This window comes from Blastococcus sp. SYSU D00922 (assembly GCF_054050495.1).
Window position 1 is genome coordinate 23,628 of sequence record NZ_JBJGZL010000003.1, and the last position, 17,396, is coordinate 41,023.

A 17,396-nucleotide genomic window follows, 5' to 3' on the forward strand; every position below is an offset into this window, starting at 1 on the left:
GGTGCGCGACGGGGTCCAGCTCAGCCCCCGAGCAGCAGCGGCATCACGGTGACCAGACCGCCGGCCGCGACCTCCGTGACGTCCTCGTCGACCACGATCAGGCAGTTGGCGCGGGCCATGCGGGCCAGCAGCGCGTCGGTGCCGTCGCCCACGGGCTCCACGACGTAACCCCCATCGGGGTGCCGCATGACCGTGCCGTGCAGGTACTGCCGGTAGCCCAGCGGGGAGACCAGGGGCTGCCCGGCGATCGCCTGCACGGTGCGGCGGAACAGCTGGCGCTTGCCCAGCATCAGCCGGATGGCCGGCCGGACGAACACCTCGAACGCGACCAGCGCGGCCACCGGCTCGCCGGGGATGCAGATGACCGGGATCTCGTCGCGGCCCAGCCGGCCGAAGCCCTGGGCGGGGCCCGGGTGCATCGTCACCTGGCGGAAGCGCATGTCGCCGAGCGCCGACAGCGCCTCCTGCACCATGTCGAACCCACCGCTGGCGAACGTGCCGGCCACCAGCACGAGGTCGCTGCGCAGTAGCTGGCTCTCCAGCACCTCGGACAGCCGCCGCGGGTCGCTGGGCAGGATCCCCGACCGGTAGGCCTCCGCGCCGGCGTCGCGGGCCGCGGCGGCCAGGGCGTAGCTGTTGACGTCGACGACCTGCCCGGGCGCGGGCGGCGTCCCGACGTCGACCAGCTCGCTGCCCGCGCTGAGCACGGCGATCCGGGGCCGCGGGCGCACCAGGACCCGCTCGCGGCCGACGGCGGCCAGCAGGCTGATCTGGGCGGGGCCGATGGGCGTGCCCACCTGCACGGCAGGGTCGCCGGGCGCGACGTCGTCCCCGGTGCGGCGGACGTAGCTGCCGGCCGGCGGGCCGGCCTGCACCGCCACGGTCACCGCGCCCTCGTCGGTCCACACCGCGGGGACGACGACGTCCGCGCCGGCCGGGAGCATGGCGCCGGCGGCCACCTTGAGCGCGAGCCCGGGGCCGATGGACGACGGGCTGCCGGCGCCGGCCACGCTCTCCCCCACGACCGCAAGCTCCACCGGCGCGTGCGGCAGCGCACCCACGACGTCCTCGGCCCGGGCGGCGTACCCGTCGAGGGCCGCCTGGTCGAAGGCGGGCAGCGCCCGCTGGCTGACGACCTCCTCGGCGCAGAGCAGGCCCTGCGCGTCCAGGACGGCGAGCTCAATCGGGTGCGGCTGCGGCACGGCGGCGAGGATCTCGTCGAGGTGCCGCTCCACGGTGCAGATCTGCGCCAGCGGCACCGACTCGGCCGGTGGCAGCGGGATCGGCCCGGAGGCGGCGGACCGCTGACCGGGCACCGGCCGGCTGGCGTGGCTGGGCGTCACGAGGCGAGCACCCGGCAGCGTGACCGGGCCGCTCCGCCGCGGTGGCGTCATGGGCATGTCCACCTGCGCCGTGTCCCGGTAGCCCCGGTACGCCTGCGCCCCGCCGTCCTCGCCGTCGATCTGACCGCTCATCCTCACCACCGTCGTTCCGCCGTGCCGAGCGCCGTCCGCCGTACCGGCGGTCGCTCCGCAGCCCGATGGTGCCCCTTGACCCCTCCGGTCAGGACGACGACGCGCCACCGGCGGGCAGGTCGGCGACGAACTCGTGCAGCCACGCGCGCAGCGGCGGACCGAGGTCGTCGCGCTCGCTGGCCAGCCGGATGACCGCCTTGAGGTAGTCCAGTCGGTCGCCGGTGTCGTACCGCCGGCCGCTGAAGACGACGCCGTGGACGGGCTCGCCGCGCTCGACGAGGGTGGCCAGCGCGTCGGTCAGCTGGATCTCCCCGCCCCGCCCGGGCGCGGTCTCGCGCAGCACGTCGAAGACCGTCGGCGACAGCACGTAGCGGCCGATGATCGCCAGGCTGCTCGGCGCCTCGTCGACGGGCGGCTTCTCCACCAGCCCGGTCACCGTGACGACCTCGTCGCCCTCGATCGCGGTCTGCGTGCCGGGCTCGATGGCCACCGCGCCGTACTTGTCGATGTTCTCCCGGCCGACGTCGAGCAACGCGATGACCGAGCCGCCGTGCTCCGCCTGGACGGCCAGCATGTGCTCGAGCAGGTGGTCGCGGGCGTCGATCAGGTCGTCGCCGAGCAGCACCGCGAAGGGCTCGTCGCCGACGAAGGCCGCGGCCTGGAGCACCGCGTGCCCGAGGCCCCGCGCCTCGCCCTGGCGGACGAAGTGCACCTGCGCGACCTCGGTGGACTCGTGCACCGAGGCCAGCCGGTCGGCGTCGCCCTTCTTCTCCAGCGCCGTCTCGAGCTCGGGGTGCCGGTCGAAGAAGTCCTCGATGGCCGCCTTGTTGCGGCCGGTGACCATCAGCACCTCGGGCAGCCCCGCGCGAGCCGCCTCCTCGACGATGTACTGCAGCGCCGGCCGGTCGACCACCGGCAGCAGCTCCTTGGGCACCGCCTTGGTCGCGGGCAGGAAGCGGGTTCCCATCCCGGCGACGGGGATGACGGCCTTGCGCGCCGGACGCGAGGAAGGGCTGGACATGGTGGCAGCCTAGCTAGCCTGCGGCCATGACCCTCGTGCCCGAGGTCGCCGCAGCCAAGACCGCGCTGCGCGCCGACGTCCTCGCCCGGCGACGCCTGCGCCCAGCGGCCGAGCGGGAGCAGGCCGCCGCCGCGGTGGCCGCCGCGCTGCTGCGGGGCCTGGCGGGCTGCCGGACCTTCGCGGCGTTCGTCCCCGAACCCGACGAGCCGGGGCACGGGCGCGTGCCCGCGGCGTTCACCCAGCTCGGCGCCCGGGTGCTCCTGCCCGTCGTCCCGGTCGAGGGGACCGAGCTCGCCTGGGCCGTCGACACCGGCCGGCTGGCCCCCGGCCGGTTCGGCCTGCTGGAGCCGCTCGGGCCGCGGCTGGGCCCCACCGCCGTGGGCACCGCCGACGTCGTCGTCGTCCCGGCCCTGGCCGTGGCCGCCGACGGCACCCGCCTGGGCCGCGGGCGTGGCTTCTACGACCGCGCCCTGCGCTACGTCAGGGACGACGCCGTCCTGGTGGCCGTGGTCTTCGACGACGAGCTGGTCGACGAGCTGCCGGCCGAGCCGCACGACCGGCGGGTCACCGCGGTCGTCACGCCGTCCGGTGGCTGGCGGGAGCTCGACCGCGCACAGTGAGGTGACCCCCGCCGCCGACGTCGTGGGAGAACCTCGTGTCCCCGGAGATCGTCACCATCCTCGGACTGGTCGTGATCTTCGCGATCGCGACCTTCCTGCCGATCAACATGGGCGCGCTGGCCTTCACCGCCGCGTTCGTCATCGGCACGCTGTCGGTGGGGCTCACCACCGACGACATCCTCGAGGGCTTCCCCGCCGAGCTGGTGGTGACGCTGATCGGCGTCACCTACCTGTTCGCGATCGCCCAGAACAACGGCACCGTCGACCTGCTGGTCAGAGGCGCGGTGCGTCTCGTGGGCGGCCACGTGGCGGCGATCCCCTGGATCATGTTCTTCGTCACCGCGCTGCTGACCGCCATCGGCGCGCTCTCCCCCGCCGCGGTCGCGATCATCGCCCCGATCGCCCTCACCTTCGCCGCACGGCACGGGATCAACCCGCTGCTCATGGGCATGATGGTCATCCACGGGGCGCAGGGCGGCGGCTTCTCGCCGATCAGCGTCTACGGCGTCACCGTGAACACGATCGTCGAGGACGAGGGGCTCACGAGCAGCCCGCTCGCGGTCATGCTGGGCAGCCTCTTCTTCAACCTGGCCATCGCGGTGGTGCTGTTCTTCGTGCTGGGCGGCCGCCGGCTGCTCGGCCGGAAGGTCGTCGTCGAGGCGCCGGCCGAGGTCGAGCACGCCGAGAGCACGACCGTGCGAGGTCACGGCGCCTCACCCGGGCCGGCGGTCGGCGGCCCCGGCGACCGGGACGACGACGCCCGGGACGACGGCGCTCGGGGCGACGGTCCGGGCGGCGACGCGAGCGTCATCCAGCCGCAGCCGGTCACGCTCGACCAGGTCCTCACGCTGATCGGGCTCGCGGCCGTTGCGGTCCTGGCGCTGGTCTTCGACCTCGACATCGGCTTCGTCGCGATCACCGTCGCCACCGTCCTCGCGCTGTTCGCCGCGGCCCGCCACAAGAACGCGGTCAGCCAGATCAGCTGGTCGACGGTGCTGCTGATCGCCGGCGTGCTGAGCTACGTGTTCGTGCTGCAGGAGGCGGGCGCGATCGACTACGTCGGCGAGGCGGTCATCGGTCTCGGCGTCCCGCTGCTCATCGCGCTGCTGCTCTGCTACATCGGCGGCATCGTGTCGGCGTTCGCGTCGTCGACGGCGATCATCGGCGTCGCGATCGCGCTGGCCGTGCCGTTCCTGCAGGAGGGCAGCATCGGCGCCGTCGGCGTGGTGGTGGCCCTGTCGGTGTCGTCCACGATCGTCGACGTGAGCCCGTTCTCCACGAACGGCGCGCTCGTCCTGGCCAACGCGCAGGACGTCGACAGGGACCGCTTCTACAAGCAGATCCTCGGCTACTCGGCGATCGTCGTGGCCGTCGGTCCCTTCCTCGCCTGGCTGGTGTTCGTCGTCCCCGGCTGGCTGTAGGCGAGGATCACCCCATGACCGGACCACTGGACGGCGTCCTCGTCGTCGACCTGACCCGCGCCCTCGCCGGCCCGCACGCGGCGATGATGCTCGGCGACCTCGGCGCACGCGTGATCAAGGTGGAGAACCCGGGCAGCGGTGACGACACCCGCGGCTGGGGCCCGCCGTTCGTCCAGCCCGAGCAGGGCGACCGGGAGTCGACGTACTTCCTGTCGACGAACAAGAACAAGGAGTCGATCACCCTCGACCTCAAGGACGAGGCCGACAAGCGCATGCTCACCGAGCTGCTCCGCCGCGCCGACGTGCTGATGGAGAACTTCCGGCCGGGCACGCTGGCCCGCCTCGGGTTCGGCACCGACGTCCTGGCGGAGCTGAACCCGCGGCTGGTGACCCTGGCGATCAGCGGGTTCGGCCACGACGGGCCCGAGGGCGGGCGCGCCGGCTACGACCAGATCGCCCAGGGCGAGGCCGGGCTGATGTCGCTCACCGGACCGGGCCCGGACGACCCGCAGCGGGTCGGCGTCCCCATCGGCGACCTGCTGGCCGGCATGTACGGCGCCTACGGCGTGCTCGCCGCCCTCATGGAGCGCGAGCGGACCGGACGCGGCCAGGTCGTGCGCACGTCGCTCCTGGCGGCGATCGTCGGCGTGCACGCCTTCCAGGGGACGGCGTGGACGGTGGCCGGGAAGGTCGGCCACGCGCAGGGCAACCACCACCCCTCGATCGCGCCCTACGGCCTGTTCCACTGCTGGGGCGGGAGCGTGCAGCTGTCCTGCGGGTCCGAGGGCCTCTGGCGCAAGCTCTGCGCCGAGTTCGGCTTCGACCCCGAGGCCCCGGGCATGGCCACCAACGGCGAGCGCGTGGACAACCGGCAGCAGGTCATCGCGCTGCTCGAGGAGGCGTTCGCGGACATCCCCGCCGAGGAGCTCCTGGCCCGCCTCGCGGCCGCCGGCATCCCGGCGGGGAAGGTCCGCACGATCGACGAGGTCTACGGGTGGGACCAGACCCTGTCCCAGGGACTGCTCGTCGACGTCGACCACGCGACGCTGGGCCGGCTGCAGCTGCCCGGCCCGCCCCTGCGGTTCTTCGCCCCCGGTCCGGACGGCGAGACGGAGACGACCCGGCGGGACCACACCGCTCCCCCGGTGCTCGGCGCCGACGGCGACGCCATCCGCGCCTGGCTGGAGTCGTGACGGAGAAGCCGGCCCGCCTCGACGCCCGGTCGCTGCGGGACCTCGTCCTCGACCCCGGGTCCTGGACGTCGTGGGACGCACCCGTCCGCCAGCGCGACGTGCCCGAGTCCTACGCCGCGGAGCTCCGGGCGGCGGCCGAGAAGTCGCGGCAGGACGAGTCGATCATCACCGGCGAGGGGCGGCTGCGCGGCCGTCGCGTCGCCGTGGTCGCCGGGGAATTCGGCTTCCTGGCCGGGTCCATCGGCGTGGCCGCGGCCGAGCGGCTGATCGCGGCCGTCGAGCGGGCCACCGACGAGGGGCTCCCGCTTCTGGCGGCGCCCGTCTCGGGCGGCACCCGGATGCAGGAGGGCACCGTCGCCTTCCTGCAGATGGTGGGGATCACCGCGGCCATCGCCCGGCACAAGCAGGCGGGGCTGCCCTACCTGGTCTACCTGCGCAACCCGACCTTCGGCGGGGTCCTGGCCTCGTGGGGGTCGCTCGGGCACGTGACCATCGCCGAGCCGGGCGCCGCGATCGGCTTCCTCGGCGCGCGGGTGTACGAGGCCCTGTACGGCGAGCCGTTCCCCGAGGGGGTGCAGACCGCCGAGCACATGGCCGAGCGCGGGCTGATCGACGCCGTCGTCCCGCACGAGGAGGTCGCCGACCTCGCCGACCGGGCCTTGCGGGTGCTGGCCGCGCGGCAGACCTGGCACACCGACGTGAGCGGCGCGGAGAAGCCCACGGCGGAGGACGGCACCGACGCCGACGACCCCGAGGACGGCCGGAGCGCGTGGGAGGTCGTGACGGCCTCGCGAAGGGAGGACCGGCCCGGCGTCCGCCGGCTGCTCCGGACCGCGGCGACCGACGTCGTCGGGCTGTCGGGCACCGGGGCCGGCGAGAAGGACCCCGGCCTGCTGCTCGCGCTGGCCCGGTTCGGGGGCGCGCCGTGCGTGGTGCTCGGCCAGGACCGGCGCGGCCAGTCGCTGTCGGCGCCGCTCGGACCGGCCGCGCTGCGCGAGGCCCGTCGCGGCATGCACCTGGCCGAGGAGCTGCGGCTGCCGCTGATCACGCTGATCGACACCCCCGGCGCCGCGCTCTCCCGCGAGGCGGAGGAGGGCGGGCTGGCCGGGGAGATCGCCCGCTGCCTGCACGACCTGGTGGTGCTGAAGGCGCCCACGCTCGCGGTGCTCCTCGGCCAGGGCACCGGCGGTGGCGCGCTGGCCCTCGTGCCCGCCGACCGGGTCCTGGCGGCGGCCAACGGCTGGCTGGGCCCGCTGCCTCCCGAGGGCGCATCGGCGATCGTGCACCGCACCGTCGACCGCGCCGACGAGATGGCCGCCCACCAGGGGGTCCGGGCGACCGACCTCTGGCGGGCCGGGATCGTCGACCGCGTCGTGCCCGAGCGGCCCGACGCCGCCGACGAGCCGAACGAGTTCTGCCTCCGGCTCGGCCGGGTGCTCGGCGAGGAGCTGGCCGGGCTGCTGGGCCGCGACGACACCGAGCGCTACCGGAGCCGGCTGCACCGGTACCGGCACCTGGGGCGCTAGCCGAGGTCGGCGCCGTCCTCCGCACGGTGAGGGTGGGTGCGGCCCGATGAGCCAGGATGCGGCCGTGGACCGCCGCCCCGTGCGCCGACTGAAGCCGGACCCGCTGGCCCCGCCGCCGGATGAAGGCTGGCCGGCGACCGTGCCCGCCGTGGCCCACATCCTGCGCGAGGGCCTGGAGCTGGGCCCGGGCGCGACGGTGCTCGTGGGCGAGAACGGCTCGGGGAAGTCGACGGTCCTCGAGGTGCTCGCGGCCGCCCTGGGGCTCAACGCCGAGGGCGGCTCCGTGGGCGCCCGGCACGTCACCCGGGCCAGCGAACCCGGGTCCCTCGGCCTGGTCGTCGAGCGCTCACCGGGCGCCGACCGCTGGGCCTACTTCCTCCGTGACGAGACCCTGCACGGCCTGTACAGCTACCTGGAGGAGAACCGCAGCTGGCACCGGCCCGAGGTGTCGTACCACGAGCTGTCGCACGGCGAGGGCTTCCTGTCCCTGCTGGGCTCACGGGCCTCGCCGCGGGGCCTCTACCTGCTGGACGAGCCCGATGCCGCGCTGTCGTTCACCGGCACGCTGGCTCTGGTCACGATGCTCGCCGAACTCGTCGCCGGGGGTGCGCAGACCGTCGTCGCCACCCACTCCCCCCTCGTGGCGGCGCTCCCCGGAGCGAGGCTCCTCGAGGTCGGCCCGTGGGGGCTGCGCGAGACGCAGTGGCCCGACCTCGAGCTCACGGCGAGCTGGCGGCAGTTCCTCGAGCGGCCGGAGTCCTACCTCCGCCACCTCCCCTGAAGCCGATCAGCCGAGGTCGGCGCCGTCCTGGACGCGAAGGCTGCGGTCGGGGTCCAGCTTGCCGGCGATCGCCTCGAACGCCTCGCCCAGGACCCGGGTCTGCTCGGCGGTCAGCGGGCCGAACACCGCCTCCCGGACGGCGTCGACGTGCCCGGGAGCGACCGCGACCACCACGTCCCAGCCGGCGTCGGTGAGGACGGCGAGGTTGCCACGGCCGTCGTCCGTGGCGCGCTCCCGCCGGACCCAGCCGCGCTCCTCGAGCCGCGCCACGGTGTGCGACAGCCGGCTCTGCGACTGGTTGGCCCGGCGGGCGAGGTCGCTCATCCGCCGGCTGCGGGTCGGTGACTCCGACAGCATCGCCAGGACGACGTACGCCGCGTGGCTGATCCCGGCGTCGCGCTGCAGTTGGGCGTCCAGCGCGCGGGGCACCAGCTCCGACACCGTGAGCCAGGCGCGCCAGGTCCGCTGCTGCTCGTCGTCGAGCCACCGGTCCGTCACGGGGCAGACCGTAGTGGAGGTCCAGCAACGGGCGTTGCCACCGCCCCGTGGGCGGCCGGTGGATCCGTTTTCCGGAACCCGGGCGTGTCGCCCTCTGCGACGGTTAGTCTGCGCAACGACATGGTTACCGTCCGACTACGCAAGGTGAGCATCGTCGTCGCGGTCCTGCTGCTGGCGATCACCGGGATCCTCGCCTTCCTGACGTGGCGGGTGACCACGCACAGCGAGGAACGGCTGCTCGACCGCCAGCTCGCGCAGGTCGGGACACTGCTCAGCACCCAGGCGGCGGTGCTGCAGGTGCAGCTGGCCGACGTCGGTGCCGTCGCCGTCAACACGAACGCCAACCCCGGCTCCTTCGCCCGGTTCGGGGCGACGCAGCTGAAGCAGACCGGTCAGTCGCTGTCGCTGTGGCGGGTCACCGACGGCCGCGCCGAGCAGCTGGCCCTCCAGGGCGTGGAGCCGTTGCTGCCGGCAGCGGGGGCCGACGACCTGACCGGCCTGCAGCCCGACGGGCAGCTGCGGATCCTCGGGATCCTCCCGGGCGAGCCGCGCCGGCTGGCGTACGGCCTCATGCCGGCCGAGGGCGCGGGCGACCTCCTCGTGTACGCCGAGTCCCCGCTCCCGGACGGCGAGCAGGCGGCGGCCGACGACGGCTCCCCCCTGGCCGGTCTCGACCTGGCCCTGTACCTCGGCACCCAGGCCGACCCCGACCAGCTCCTGCAGGCCACGGCGCCCACGCCGATCGGCGGCGACCCGCAGCGCACCGGCGTGCCGTTCGGCGACACCTCGGTCACCGTCGTGGGCGCCTCGCGTGCTCCGCTGTCCGGGCCGCTGGCGGAGGCCCTGCCGTGGATCGTGCTGGGGGTCGGCTGCGCGCTGGCGGTCGGCGCCGTGACCGTCGTCGAGTTCGTGTCCCGCCGCCGGGCGGTGGCGGAGGGGCTCGCCGCCGAGAACGACCGGCTCTACCGCCAGCAGCGCGGCATCGCCGGCACGCTGCAGCACGCGCTCCTCCCGGTCCTGCCCGAGCTCTGCGGCGTCCAGGCCGACGCCCGCTACGTGGCGGGTGTCGACGAGCTGGCGGTCGGCGGCGACTGGTACGACGTCATCGAGGTCCGGCCCGGGTGCGTGGTGTTCGTCGTGGGCGACGTGTCCGGTCGCGGGCTCCCAGCGGCCACCACCATGGCGTCGCTGCGCTTCGCGGTGCGCGCCTACCTCGCCGAGGGCCACTGCATCGAGACGGTGCTGACCAAGCTGCGCTGCCTGCTCGACATCGACACCGAGCACCAGTTCGCAACGGTCCTGCTCGGCCAGCTCGACGTCTCGGCCGGCCGGCTCAGGCTGGTGTCGGCCGGGCACTTCGGCCCGGTGGTCGTCGGCGAGGACGGCGCCCGGCTGCTCGAGTGCCCCGTCTCCCCGCCGGTCGGCATCCCCAGCCCCGCCCCGCCGACCGCGGTGACCGTGGACGTGCCCGGACCCGCGACCCTCCTGGCCTTCACCGACGGCGCCGTGGAGCGCAGCGGCGAGGTCATCGACGCCGGTCTGGACCGCCTCCGCTCGGCGGCCGCGGCAGCCGGGGACCGCCCGCTCCCCGCGATGCTCGACGACCTCATGGCCACCCTGTCCAGCGGCGGCAAGAAGGACGACACGGTGATCCTCGGCATGCGGTGGAGCGGCTCGGCCTGACCGACCGGCCCGGCCGGTGTCGTCGGGTCCCGCGGACGCGTGACGCTCTGCACGGTGCGTGGACGGACCCGCGCGGATGGCGCATCATTGGCAGTCGCCGGGTGCGAGTGCCAGCCGGCCGCGAACTTTCCGCACCACCAGGGAGACCCGTCGTGCCCACGTACCAGTACGCCTGCACCAACCCCGAGGGGAAGCACGAGTTCGAGGTCGTGCAGTCCTTCAGCGACGCCCCGGTGAGCGAGTGCCCGGAGTGCGGCGCGCCGGTGCGCAAGGTCTACGGCTCGGTCGGCGTGGTCTTCAAGGGCTCGGGCTTCTACCGGACCGACAGCCGCAAGTCCTCGTCCTCCTCGGAGAGCGCGTCGTCCAGCGGTTCCTCGTCCTCCTCCACGTCGTCGTCGTCGAAGGAGAGCTCGTCGTCCACGTCGGCCGCGAGCACGTCGTCCGGCTCCTCGTCGAAGGCCGCCAACTGACCCGGTGAGCCGGCGCCGTCCACAGCGGACGGCTCGCTCCACAGCCCGCGGGGACGTCTCCCACGCGGGTGCTGCCCGGGCGAGGCTGGGCGGGTGCTCCGCCTCCGCCGTCCGCGCCACCCGCTGCACACCGCCCGCCGCGGGGCCGCCGTGCTGCTCGCCGCCCTCGCCCTGGTGCTGGCCCTCCGGCCCGACTCCCCCGCCACGGCGGAGCACGCGGCCGAGGCCGCGGTGACCGTGGCCGCGACCGACCTACCGCCCGGCACGGTGCTCACCACCGGCGACCTCTCCGTCGCCCGGCTCCCGGCGGGCTCGGTCCCCGCCGGCGTGACCCCCGAGCCGTCGTCCCTCGCCGGACGGGTGCTCGCCGCCCCGGTCCGCGCCGGGGAGCCGGTCACCGACGTCCGGCTCGTCGGTGCCGGCCTGACCGCCCTGCTGCCGGAGGGGCAGGTCGCCGCGCCGGTCCGGCTGGCGGACCTCGCCGTGGCCGCGCTCGTCCGCGCCGGCGACCGCGTCGACGTCCTGGCGACCGCACCCGACGCCGGCACGGCGGAGGTCGTCGCCGCGGCGGCCCTGGTCCTCGCCGTCCCGGGCGAGGGCGCCGGTGAGCGTGACGCGGCCGTCGGTTTGCTCCTGCTCGCCGTGGACGGGGAGACCGCCGCCCGGCTCGCGGCGGCGTCGACCACCGCGACGCTGACCCTCAGCCTGCCGCCACCCTGATGCGCCTCGTGGACGACGGGCCGCCGCTGTGCGTGGATGGAGCGATGATCAAGGGCTTCAAGGACTTCCTGCTGCGCGGCAACGTCGTCGACCTGGCCGTCGCCGTCGTCATCGGGACCGCGTTCACCCTGCTCGTCGGGTCGTTCACGAGCTCGTTCCTCGAGCCGCTCATCGGCCTCGTCGGGGGCGGGGGCGTGACGGGCGGCACCTTCACCGTCGACGGCCAGACCTTCGACTGGGGCGCGTTCGTCAACCAGCTGATCACGTTCGTGCTGACCGCGGCGGTCCTCTACTTCGTGGTGGTGCTGCCCCTGAAGACGATCGCGGAGCGCCGCAAGCGCGGGGAGGAGGCCGGACCGGCCGAGCCGACGCAGGTCGAGCTGCTGGTGGAGATCCGGGACCTGCTGCGGGCGCAGCAGTCAGGGACGGCCTGGAACGGCCCTCCTGCAGGGTCCCGCCGCGACCTTGCGAGTGGCGGGGGGCAGGAGGGTCCTTAGTCAGTCGCTCCCCCAGTGCGGGGGCCGGTCCTCGAGGTAGCGGCGGTCGTCGTCGGACGGGTCGGCCGGTCGGTCGCCCCACCCGACATCGCTGTCGTCCGGCGCCCGGAGCGGTCGCGCCGGCGCCGGGGCCGGCTCGGCCGGCACCGGGGCCAGCGGTCGCCCGAGGCCGTCCAGCACCTGCGCCGCCGGCAGGCCGGCCAGCACCGCGCCCGGCACGGCGAGCTTGCTGCCCCGGATCCCGGAGCCGATGACCAGGAGGTCCGCGGCGGCGACGGCCGGGTCCACGAGGACGGGCCAGCCGTCGGGCAGCCCGAGCGGGGTGATGCCGCCGAACGCCATCCCCGACTCGGCGACCGCGACGTCCTGCGGCGCGAACGACGCCTTGCGGGCGTCGAGGTGGCGGCGGACGAGGCCGTTGACGTCGGCGCGGGTCGTGGCGAGGACGACGCAGGCGGCGAGGGTCGTCTGGCCGGCGCGACGGGCCGCGACGACGACGCAGTTCGCCGACGCCTCGAGGGGCACCCCGTAGGCCTCGCTGAACGCGGCGGTGTCGGCCAGCTCGTCGTCGATCTCGGCGACCCAGGCGGCGCCGCCGAGCAGCGGCACCGCCGCCGCGACCGGCGGAGCCAGGAGGTCGGGCCGGTCGGCCACGGGGAGCCAGGTCAGGGAGCCGAGCTGGGGAGAGGGCACGCACCGATCCTCCGGTACGCCCCAGGGAGCGACCACACCGCCCGGATGGCCGGATCCCGGCGACTCCCGGCCGCATCCCGCCTGTCGTCCCCCGCGACCCGCCACCAGGATGGGCTCATGATCGGTCAGCTGCACTCCGTCGTCATCGACGCACCCGACGCCCATGCCCTCGCCGGCTTCTACGCCCAGCTGCTCGGCATGGAGGTGAAGGGCTCGCCGGGCGACGACTGGGTCGTCATCACCGGTGCGGGGTACCGGATCGCGTTCCAGCAGGCGCCCGACCTCCAGCCCCCCGACTGGCCGGACCCGAACCGCCCGCAGCAGTTCCACCTCGACATCCGCGTGGCCGACGTCGACGAGGCCGAGCCGAAGGTGCTGGCCCTCGGCGCCCGGCGGCTCCCCGGTGGCGGCGGCGACTTCCGGGTCTACGCCGACCCGGTCGGGCACCCCTTCTGCCTGGTGTGGGACGCGTGAGCACCGACCTGCCGTCGGTCGACCGGGCGTCGTCGAGCGCCTTCGTCGCCGCCACCGGCTTCGACCCCGTCGAGATGACCGGCACCCGCGTCACCGGCCGCGCGGAGCTGGGCCCCGACCAGCACACGCCCTGGGGGGTGGTCCACGGTGGTGTCTACTGCGCGATCATCGAGTCGGCGGCGAGCATCGGGGCCAGCGCCGCGGTTCTCGAACGGGGCCAGTTCGCGGTGGGCGTGAACAACAACACCGACTTCGTGCGGCCTGTCTCCACGGGTGCCGTCGACGTGGTGGCCGAGCCGATCCAGCAGGGCCGGACGCTCCAGCTCTGGCAGGTGGTGCTCACCCGCGCCGAGGACGGCAAGCTCGTCGCCCGCGGCCAGGTGCGCCTGCAGAACGTGCCGCTCCCGGGGAGCTAGGCCACGGCCGCCGGGTCGAGCACCACCCGGAACAGGGCGCGGGGGTCCTGCAGCGTCGCCGGCGGCAACGCCGCCGAGCGGGGGACCACCCGCTCCCACCGGGCCGGCCGGCGGTGCGGGAGCAGCTCGCGGCCCTGGAAGAGGTAGTCCCCCACCACCTCGCCCAGCAGCAGCCCGGCCCCGTGCTCGACCGGCAGCCCGACGCGGTCGCCGGGCGCCATCTCGTCGAGGAACGCCGACAGCTGGCGCAGGTCCTTGGCGGGGCGCCGTCCCGACAGCTCCTTGGACAGGACCCGCAGCTCGGCCGGGGTCATGCCGGTCGCGTCCACGTCGATGCCCGACTGGGTGCCCAGCCCGACCACGCCGGCGGCGAGGCAGGCGCCGAGCTCGTTGTGGGCGCGCGGCCGCACGACCCACACGCCGACGCCCTCGGGCGCCGGCGTCGGCGGCACGTCGTCGGAGCCGGGCCACTTGTACGGGAGGTCGTCGGGGTCGCCCGGGAACCGGGCGCGGTAGAAGCCCGGGTCCTTGGCCAGCAGGTTGGACCGGTGCGACAGGTGCAGCTCCTCGTCCCCGACCCAGCTGGGCAGCAGCCCGGCCGCCGCCGCCTCGGCCTGCGTCAGACCCGCGGCGTCGGGTGCGAACTCCGCGATGAGCGACTCGGTGGTGTCGGCGAAGCCGCGTTCCCGCCAGATGCGCACCATCGCCAGGGAGTAGACGACCAGCCCGGCGGTGCGCCCCCGCCACATGGTCACGACCGGGTGGTTGGCCCAGCCGTAGTCGGGCAGCTCGAGCGCGCGGAGGACCTGGAGGCACTCCACGCGCTGCTTGCCGAGCCGGGGGTTGTCGAGGAGACGGGCCGACTCGGCGAAGTCGGCGACGGGGAGGAAGGTCTGCACCGTCGCCAGTCTCTTTCAGGCGTCGAGCTCGCGCAGCGCGGTCTCCCAGCGGGCCCGCCGCTCGGCGTCGTCCTGGTCCCACCAGGCCGGACCCCGCTCCCCCAGCCCGGTCTTCGCGAGCTGCACCCGGGCGCGGGCGGCGGCCACCGCGGCCTCGTCGCCCGCGCGTCCCGCCGTCCGCACGGCTGACCGGGCCACCCCCAGGTGGTGCAGCAGCCGCTCCCGCACGTCGCCGGGCAGGGCCGGGTCGGCGGTGCGCCACCGCCTGCCGTTGACGACGACGTACCGGCCGTCGTCGGTCCGGCCGACCTCGCGGGTCACGCGCCGAGGCGAGCGGCCAGCGCCGGCAGGACGACGCCCAGCGGGGCGTCGACGCGCACGTCGGCCTTCGCGTCCCCGCGGGTCGGCCCGACGTTGACGATCGCGACCGGGATGCCGAGCTTCGCGGCCCGCAGCACGAACCGGTAACCGCTCATCACCGTCAACGACGAGCCTAGGACGACGAGGCTCCCTGCTTCCTCGACCAGGCCGAAGCAGTGCTCGACGCGGTCGCGCGGCACCGTCTCGCCGAAGAAGACGACGTCGGGCTTGAGCGGCCCGCCACCGCAGGCCTGGCAGTCGACCATCACGAAGCCGTCGAGCACCTCGTCGGGCAGCTCCGCGTCGCCGTCGGGGTTGATCTCGTCCGTGCGGGGCCCGAAGTGCGGGTTCGCCGCGCGCAGCCGCTCGTCCAGCTCCGCCCGGCCGGCGACGTCACCGCAGCCGAGGCAGACGGTCCGGTCGAGCCCGCCGTGCAGCTCGACGACGTCCCGGGCGCCGCCGGCCTGGTGCAGCCCGTCGACGTTCTGGGTGATGACGCCGCCGATCAGCCCGGCCGCCTGCAGGTCGCCGACGGCACGGTGCCCGTCGTTGGGCCGCGCGGCCCGGATCTGCCGCCAGCCCACGAAGCTGCGCGCCCAGTACCGGTGCCGGCCCCGCGGGTCGCGGGTGAAGGTCTGGTATGTCATCGGCGTGTGCCGGCGGAGGCTGCCGGTGGCCCCCCGGTAGTCGGGGATGCCGGAGTCGGTGGACAGGCCGGCCCCGGACAGGACGACGGCGTCGCCGTCGGCGAGGAGGTCGGCGAGCGCGTCGACCCCCGCCTCCGGGCGGGGGTCGGCGAGGGGCGCGGCGGTCACCCGGCCATCGTCCCCTCCCGGCGGCGGTCGTGCCGCGGCTCAGCGGCCGGCGAGCTCCGCCTCGAGACGCTCCAGGACCTGCTCGTGCACCCGGCGCAGCCCCTTCGGGGCGAACGTGCGCTCGAAGAAGCCGCCGATCCCGCCCGCGCCGTTCCAGGTGGTCCGCACCCGCACCGTCGAGACGCCGGCGTCGGCGGGGAGCACGGTCCACGTGGTGACCATCGAAGAGTTGGCGTCGGACTCCACCAGCGAGTCGGCGGTGGGTTCGGTGACGACCAGCAGCTGGTCACGGACGCGCTTGGCGGTCGCCGCGAAGCGCCAGTGCACCCGCGTCCCCGCACCCTGCCCACCGGCCTCGACCCGGTAGTCGCTGAACTGCTCCGGCAGTGCGCGGCGGCGGGCGCCCTCGTAGTCGGCGAGGGCTGTCCGCACCTGCTCGGCGGGGGCGCGGACGACTCGTTCGGCGGTGGCGACGACCTGGCTCATGGCTCCATCCTGCCGCGCCCCGCGGTTCCTCCCGGGCGACGGGCGCGGTGGGGAGGGTCACGGGTCGGCGCCGCCCGCACCGGGTACCGCGCCCGGATGACCGCACCGCTGTTCTCCACCCGGTCCGGCGCCGGGGAGCCCCTCCTCCTGCTGCACGGCTGGGGCAGCTCGCGCCGGGACTTCACCGCGGTCCTGCCCGCGCTGGAGGAGCGGTTCGACGTCGTCAACATGGACCTCCCGGGGGCCGGCCGCTCGCCGCACCTGCTGCAGCGGCCGACCGTCGCGGCGATCACGGACGCGGTCGAGCAGAGCCTCGACGCCGTGGGGGTCGGCCGGGCACACGTGCTGGGGAACTCGCTGGGCGCACGCGTCGCCATCGAGCTGGCGCGGCGCGGCCGGGCCCGCTCGGTCGTGTCGATCGCGCCGTCCGGGCTGAACATCTGGCCCGAGCGCGTCCTCCAGGGCACCGGGATGGCCGTCGCCCGGCTGGTGGGGCGGACTGTCGCGCCGCTCATCGGCCCGCTGTCGCGCTCGGCCCTGGGCCGGACCGCCCTCATGCTGCCGCTCAAGGCCCGGCCGTGGGCCACCAGCCCGGAGGAGGCGATCGGCCTGCGCGAGGGCTTCGCCGACTCCCGGGACTACTGGCGCATGCTCCTCTGGGCGCTGCTGCTCGACGTCCCCCGCGGGCTGGGGCACGTCGACTGCCCGGTCCTGCTCGTCCAGGGCACCGCCGACTGGATCGCCATGGGCCAGACCGTCCGCTACCTGCCGCTGGTGCCCAGGTCCCGGTTCCGCCCGCTGCTGGCCGCCGGCCACGCGCCGCAGTCCGACCGTCCGGGCACCATCGTCGAGCTGGTCGAGCGGACCGCGCGCCAGGCACGGGAGGCCGACGACGCCGGCACCCGTCCGGACGAGGTCGCGGACGCTCGCGCGGCTACTCCGCCTCCTCGGCGTTCAGGTACTCGCAGCGGTAGCGCGCGGCGGACATCGCCTCGGTGAAGCGGGCCTCCCAGGCCGGATCGCGCGCGGGGAAGGACTCGAGCACCCGCTCGTCGAGCACGACCGGCCGGCCGTCGAGACCCGTGTAGGTCTTCCGCACCAGCACGCGCGTGGTCCCGTCCACCTCCTCGTGGGCCGGCACCCACCGCGCCTGGGCGATGGCCGCCGCGAGCTCGGCCCGCTGCCGTGACGGCAGCCGGCGCGCTCCTCCCGGCTCTCCCTGCAGGGCGCGCCAGAACGCGACCGCGCCGAAGGCCAGGAGACCGAGCACCGCCATGACCAGAGCCAGCTCGACCAGGCCGACGATCATGGCCTGACGCTAGTTCGCCGGACTGCCCTGCGGCGCCTC

General features: G+C 75.1%; 21 protein-coding genes. 12 read left to right on the forward strand and 9 right to left on the reverse strand.

Annotated features, from left to right (window positions below; translation table 11 throughout):
• Window positions 1-20: 20 nt before the first annotated feature.
• Together glp and ACI78T_RS05010 are read right to left on the reverse strand one after the other, a co-directional pair.
• Window positions 21-1,475 (reverse strand): molybdotransferase-like divisome protein Glp, encoded by a 1,455-nt coding sequence (glp, locus tag ACI78T_RS05005; protein ID WP_456556983.1) that lies wholly within the window; start codon window positions 1,473-1,475, stop codon window positions 21-23.
• An 88-nt stretch (window positions 1,476-1,563) separates the two neighbouring features.
• On the reverse strand, window positions 1,564-2,496 hold the full coding sequence (locus tag ACI78T_RS05010) for a UTP--glucose-1-phosphate uridylyltransferase (RefSeq protein WP_456556984.1): 933 nt from the start codon (window positions 2,494-2,496) through the stop codon (window positions 1,564-1,566).
• 26 nt (window positions 2,497-2,522) lie between these two features.
• Between ACI78T_RS05010 and ACI78T_RS05015 the strand changes: the two genes are divergently transcribed.
• The 5 genes from ACI78T_RS05015 (at window position 2,523) to ACI78T_RS05035 (ending at window position 8,037) form a co-directional block, all read left to right on the forward strand.
• Entirely contained in the window at window positions 2,523-3,116 is a 594-nt protein-coding gene (locus ACI78T_RS05015; RefSeq protein WP_456556985.1) for a 5-formyltetrahydrofolate cyclo-ligase, read from the forward strand.
• Between the two features lie 35 nt (window positions 3,117-3,151).
• Entirely contained in the window at window positions 3,152-4,537 is a 1,386-nt protein-coding gene (locus ACI78T_RS05020) for an SLC13 family permease (protein ID WP_456556986.1), read from the forward strand.
• A 14-nt stretch (window positions 4,538-4,551) separates the two neighbouring features.
• Entirely contained in the window at window positions 4,552-5,730 is a 1,179-nt protein-coding gene (locus ACI78T_RS05025) for a CaiB/BaiF CoA transferase family protein (protein WP_456556987.1), read from the forward strand.
• A complete protein-coding gene (locus ACI78T_RS05030; protein WP_456556988.1) occupies window positions 5,727-7,256 on the forward strand; it encodes a carboxyl transferase domain-containing protein in 1,530 nt (509 codons plus the stop codon). The genes ACI78T_RS05025 and ACI78T_RS05030 overlap by 4 nt, the downstream gene beginning before the upstream one ends.
• 64 nt (window positions 7,257-7,320) lie before the next feature.
• Window positions 7,321-8,037, forward strand: a complete 717-nt coding sequence (locus ACI78T_RS05035; RefSeq protein ID WP_456556989.1) for an AAA family ATPase — start codon at window positions 7,321-7,323, stop codon at window positions 8,035-8,037.
• A 6-nt stretch (window positions 8,038-8,043) separates the two neighbouring features.
• Here the strand turns inward: ACI78T_RS05035 and ACI78T_RS05040 are convergent, their stop codons facing one another.
• The gene (locus ACI78T_RS05040; RefSeq protein ID WP_456556990.1) at window positions 8,044-8,535 is read right to left on the reverse strand and encodes a MarR family winged helix-turn-helix transcriptional regulator; all 492 of its coding nucleotides are present in this window, start codon (window positions 8,533-8,535) and stop codon (window positions 8,044-8,046) included.
• 144 nt (window positions 8,536-8,679) lie between these two features.
• On the opposite strand from ACI78T_RS05040, the gene ACI78T_RS05045 reads away from it, so the two are divergent.
• From ACI78T_RS05045 to mscL, 4 genes are all read left to right on the forward strand, one after another.
• Entirely contained in the window at window positions 8,680-10,218 is a 1,539-nt protein-coding gene (locus tag ACI78T_RS05045; protein WP_456556991.1) for a PP2C family protein-serine/threonine phosphatase, read from the forward strand.
• A gap of 152 nt (window positions 10,219-10,370) precedes the next feature.
• Complete coding sequence (locus ACI78T_RS05050; RefSeq protein WP_456556992.1) at window positions 10,371-10,688, forward strand: FmdB family zinc ribbon protein; 318 nt, start codon at window positions 10,371-10,373, stop codon at window positions 10,686-10,688.
• A 93-nt stretch (window positions 10,689-10,781) separates the two neighbouring features.
• Window positions 10,782-11,408 carry a Flp pilus assembly protein CpaB gene (cpaB, locus tag ACI78T_RS05055; protein ID WP_456556993.1) on the forward strand — a complete coding sequence of 209 codons (627 nt, stop codon included), beginning with the start codon at window positions 10,782-10,784 and terminating at the stop codon, window positions 11,406-11,408.
• Window positions 11,408-11,905, forward strand: a complete 498-nt coding sequence (gene mscL, locus ACI78T_RS05060; RefSeq protein ID WP_456556994.1) for a large conductance mechanosensitive channel protein MscL — start codon at window positions 11,408-11,410, stop codon at window positions 11,903-11,905. The genes cpaB and mscL overlap by 1 nt, the downstream gene beginning before the upstream one ends.
• On the opposite strand, the gene ACI78T_RS05065 is transcribed toward mscL, so the two are convergent.
• Window positions 11,906-12,598 (reverse strand): YbaK/EbsC family protein, encoded by a 693-nt coding sequence (locus tag ACI78T_RS05065; RefSeq protein WP_456556995.1) that lies wholly within the window; start codon window positions 12,596-12,598, stop codon window positions 11,906-11,908.
• A 117-nt stretch (window positions 12,599-12,715) separates the two neighbouring features.
• Between ACI78T_RS05065 and ACI78T_RS05070 the strand changes: the two genes are divergently transcribed.
• Window positions 12,716-13,072, forward strand: a complete 357-nt coding sequence (locus tag ACI78T_RS05070) for a VOC family protein (protein WP_456556996.1) — start codon at window positions 12,716-12,718, stop codon at window positions 13,070-13,072.
• On the forward strand, window positions 13,069-13,488 hold the full coding sequence (locus ACI78T_RS05075) for a PaaI family thioesterase (RefSeq protein WP_456556997.1): 420 nt from the start codon (window positions 13,069-13,071) through the stop codon (window positions 13,486-13,488). The genes ACI78T_RS05070 and ACI78T_RS05075 overlap by 4 nt, the downstream gene beginning before the upstream one ends.
• Here ACI78T_RS05075 and ACI78T_RS05080 read toward each other — a convergent pair.
• The 4 genes from ACI78T_RS05080 to ACI78T_RS05095 are packed head-to-tail and all read right to left on the reverse strand — an operon-like array spanning window position 13,485 to window position 16,048.
• On the reverse strand, window positions 13,485-14,387 hold the full coding sequence (locus tag ACI78T_RS05080) for an MSMEG_6728 family protein (RefSeq protein WP_456556998.1): 903 nt from the start codon (window positions 14,385-14,387) through the stop codon (window positions 13,485-13,487). The two genes, ACI78T_RS05075 and ACI78T_RS05080, sit on opposite strands and share 4 nt — an antisense overlap.
• Before the next feature lie 15 nt (window positions 14,388-14,402).
• Complete coding sequence (locus ACI78T_RS05085) at window positions 14,403-14,708, reverse strand: biopolymer transporter Tol (RefSeq protein WP_456556999.1); 306 nt, start codon at window positions 14,706-14,708, stop codon at window positions 14,403-14,405.
• Complete coding sequence (locus tag ACI78T_RS05090; RefSeq protein WP_456557000.1) at window positions 14,705-15,562, reverse strand: NAD-dependent protein deacetylase; 858 nt, start codon at window positions 15,560-15,562, stop codon at window positions 14,705-14,707. The genes ACI78T_RS05085 and ACI78T_RS05090 overlap by 4 nt, the downstream gene beginning before the upstream one ends.
• Window positions 15,563-15,601: 39 nt before the next feature.
• Window positions 15,602-16,048: an SRPBCC family protein gene (locus ACI78T_RS05095; RefSeq protein ID WP_456557001.1), complete on the reverse strand. Its 447-nt coding sequence runs from the start codon at window positions 16,046-16,048 to the stop codon at window positions 15,602-15,604.
• A gap of 96 nt (window positions 16,049-16,144) precedes the next feature.
• Between ACI78T_RS05095 and ACI78T_RS05100 the strand changes: the two genes are divergently transcribed.
• Window positions 16,145-17,047 carry an alpha/beta fold hydrolase gene (locus ACI78T_RS05100; RefSeq protein WP_456557002.1) on the forward strand — a complete coding sequence of 301 codons (903 nt, stop codon included), beginning with the start codon at window positions 16,145-16,147 and terminating at the stop codon, window positions 17,045-17,047.
• Here the strand turns inward: ACI78T_RS05100 and ACI78T_RS05105 are convergent.
• Window positions 16,983-17,357 (reverse strand): hypothetical protein, encoded by a 375-nt coding sequence (locus ACI78T_RS05105; RefSeq protein WP_456557003.1) that lies wholly within the window; start codon window positions 17,355-17,357, stop codon window positions 16,983-16,985. The two genes, ACI78T_RS05100 and ACI78T_RS05105, sit on opposite strands and share 65 nt — an antisense overlap.
• Between the last annotated feature and the right edge of the window lie 39 nt (window positions 17,358-17,396).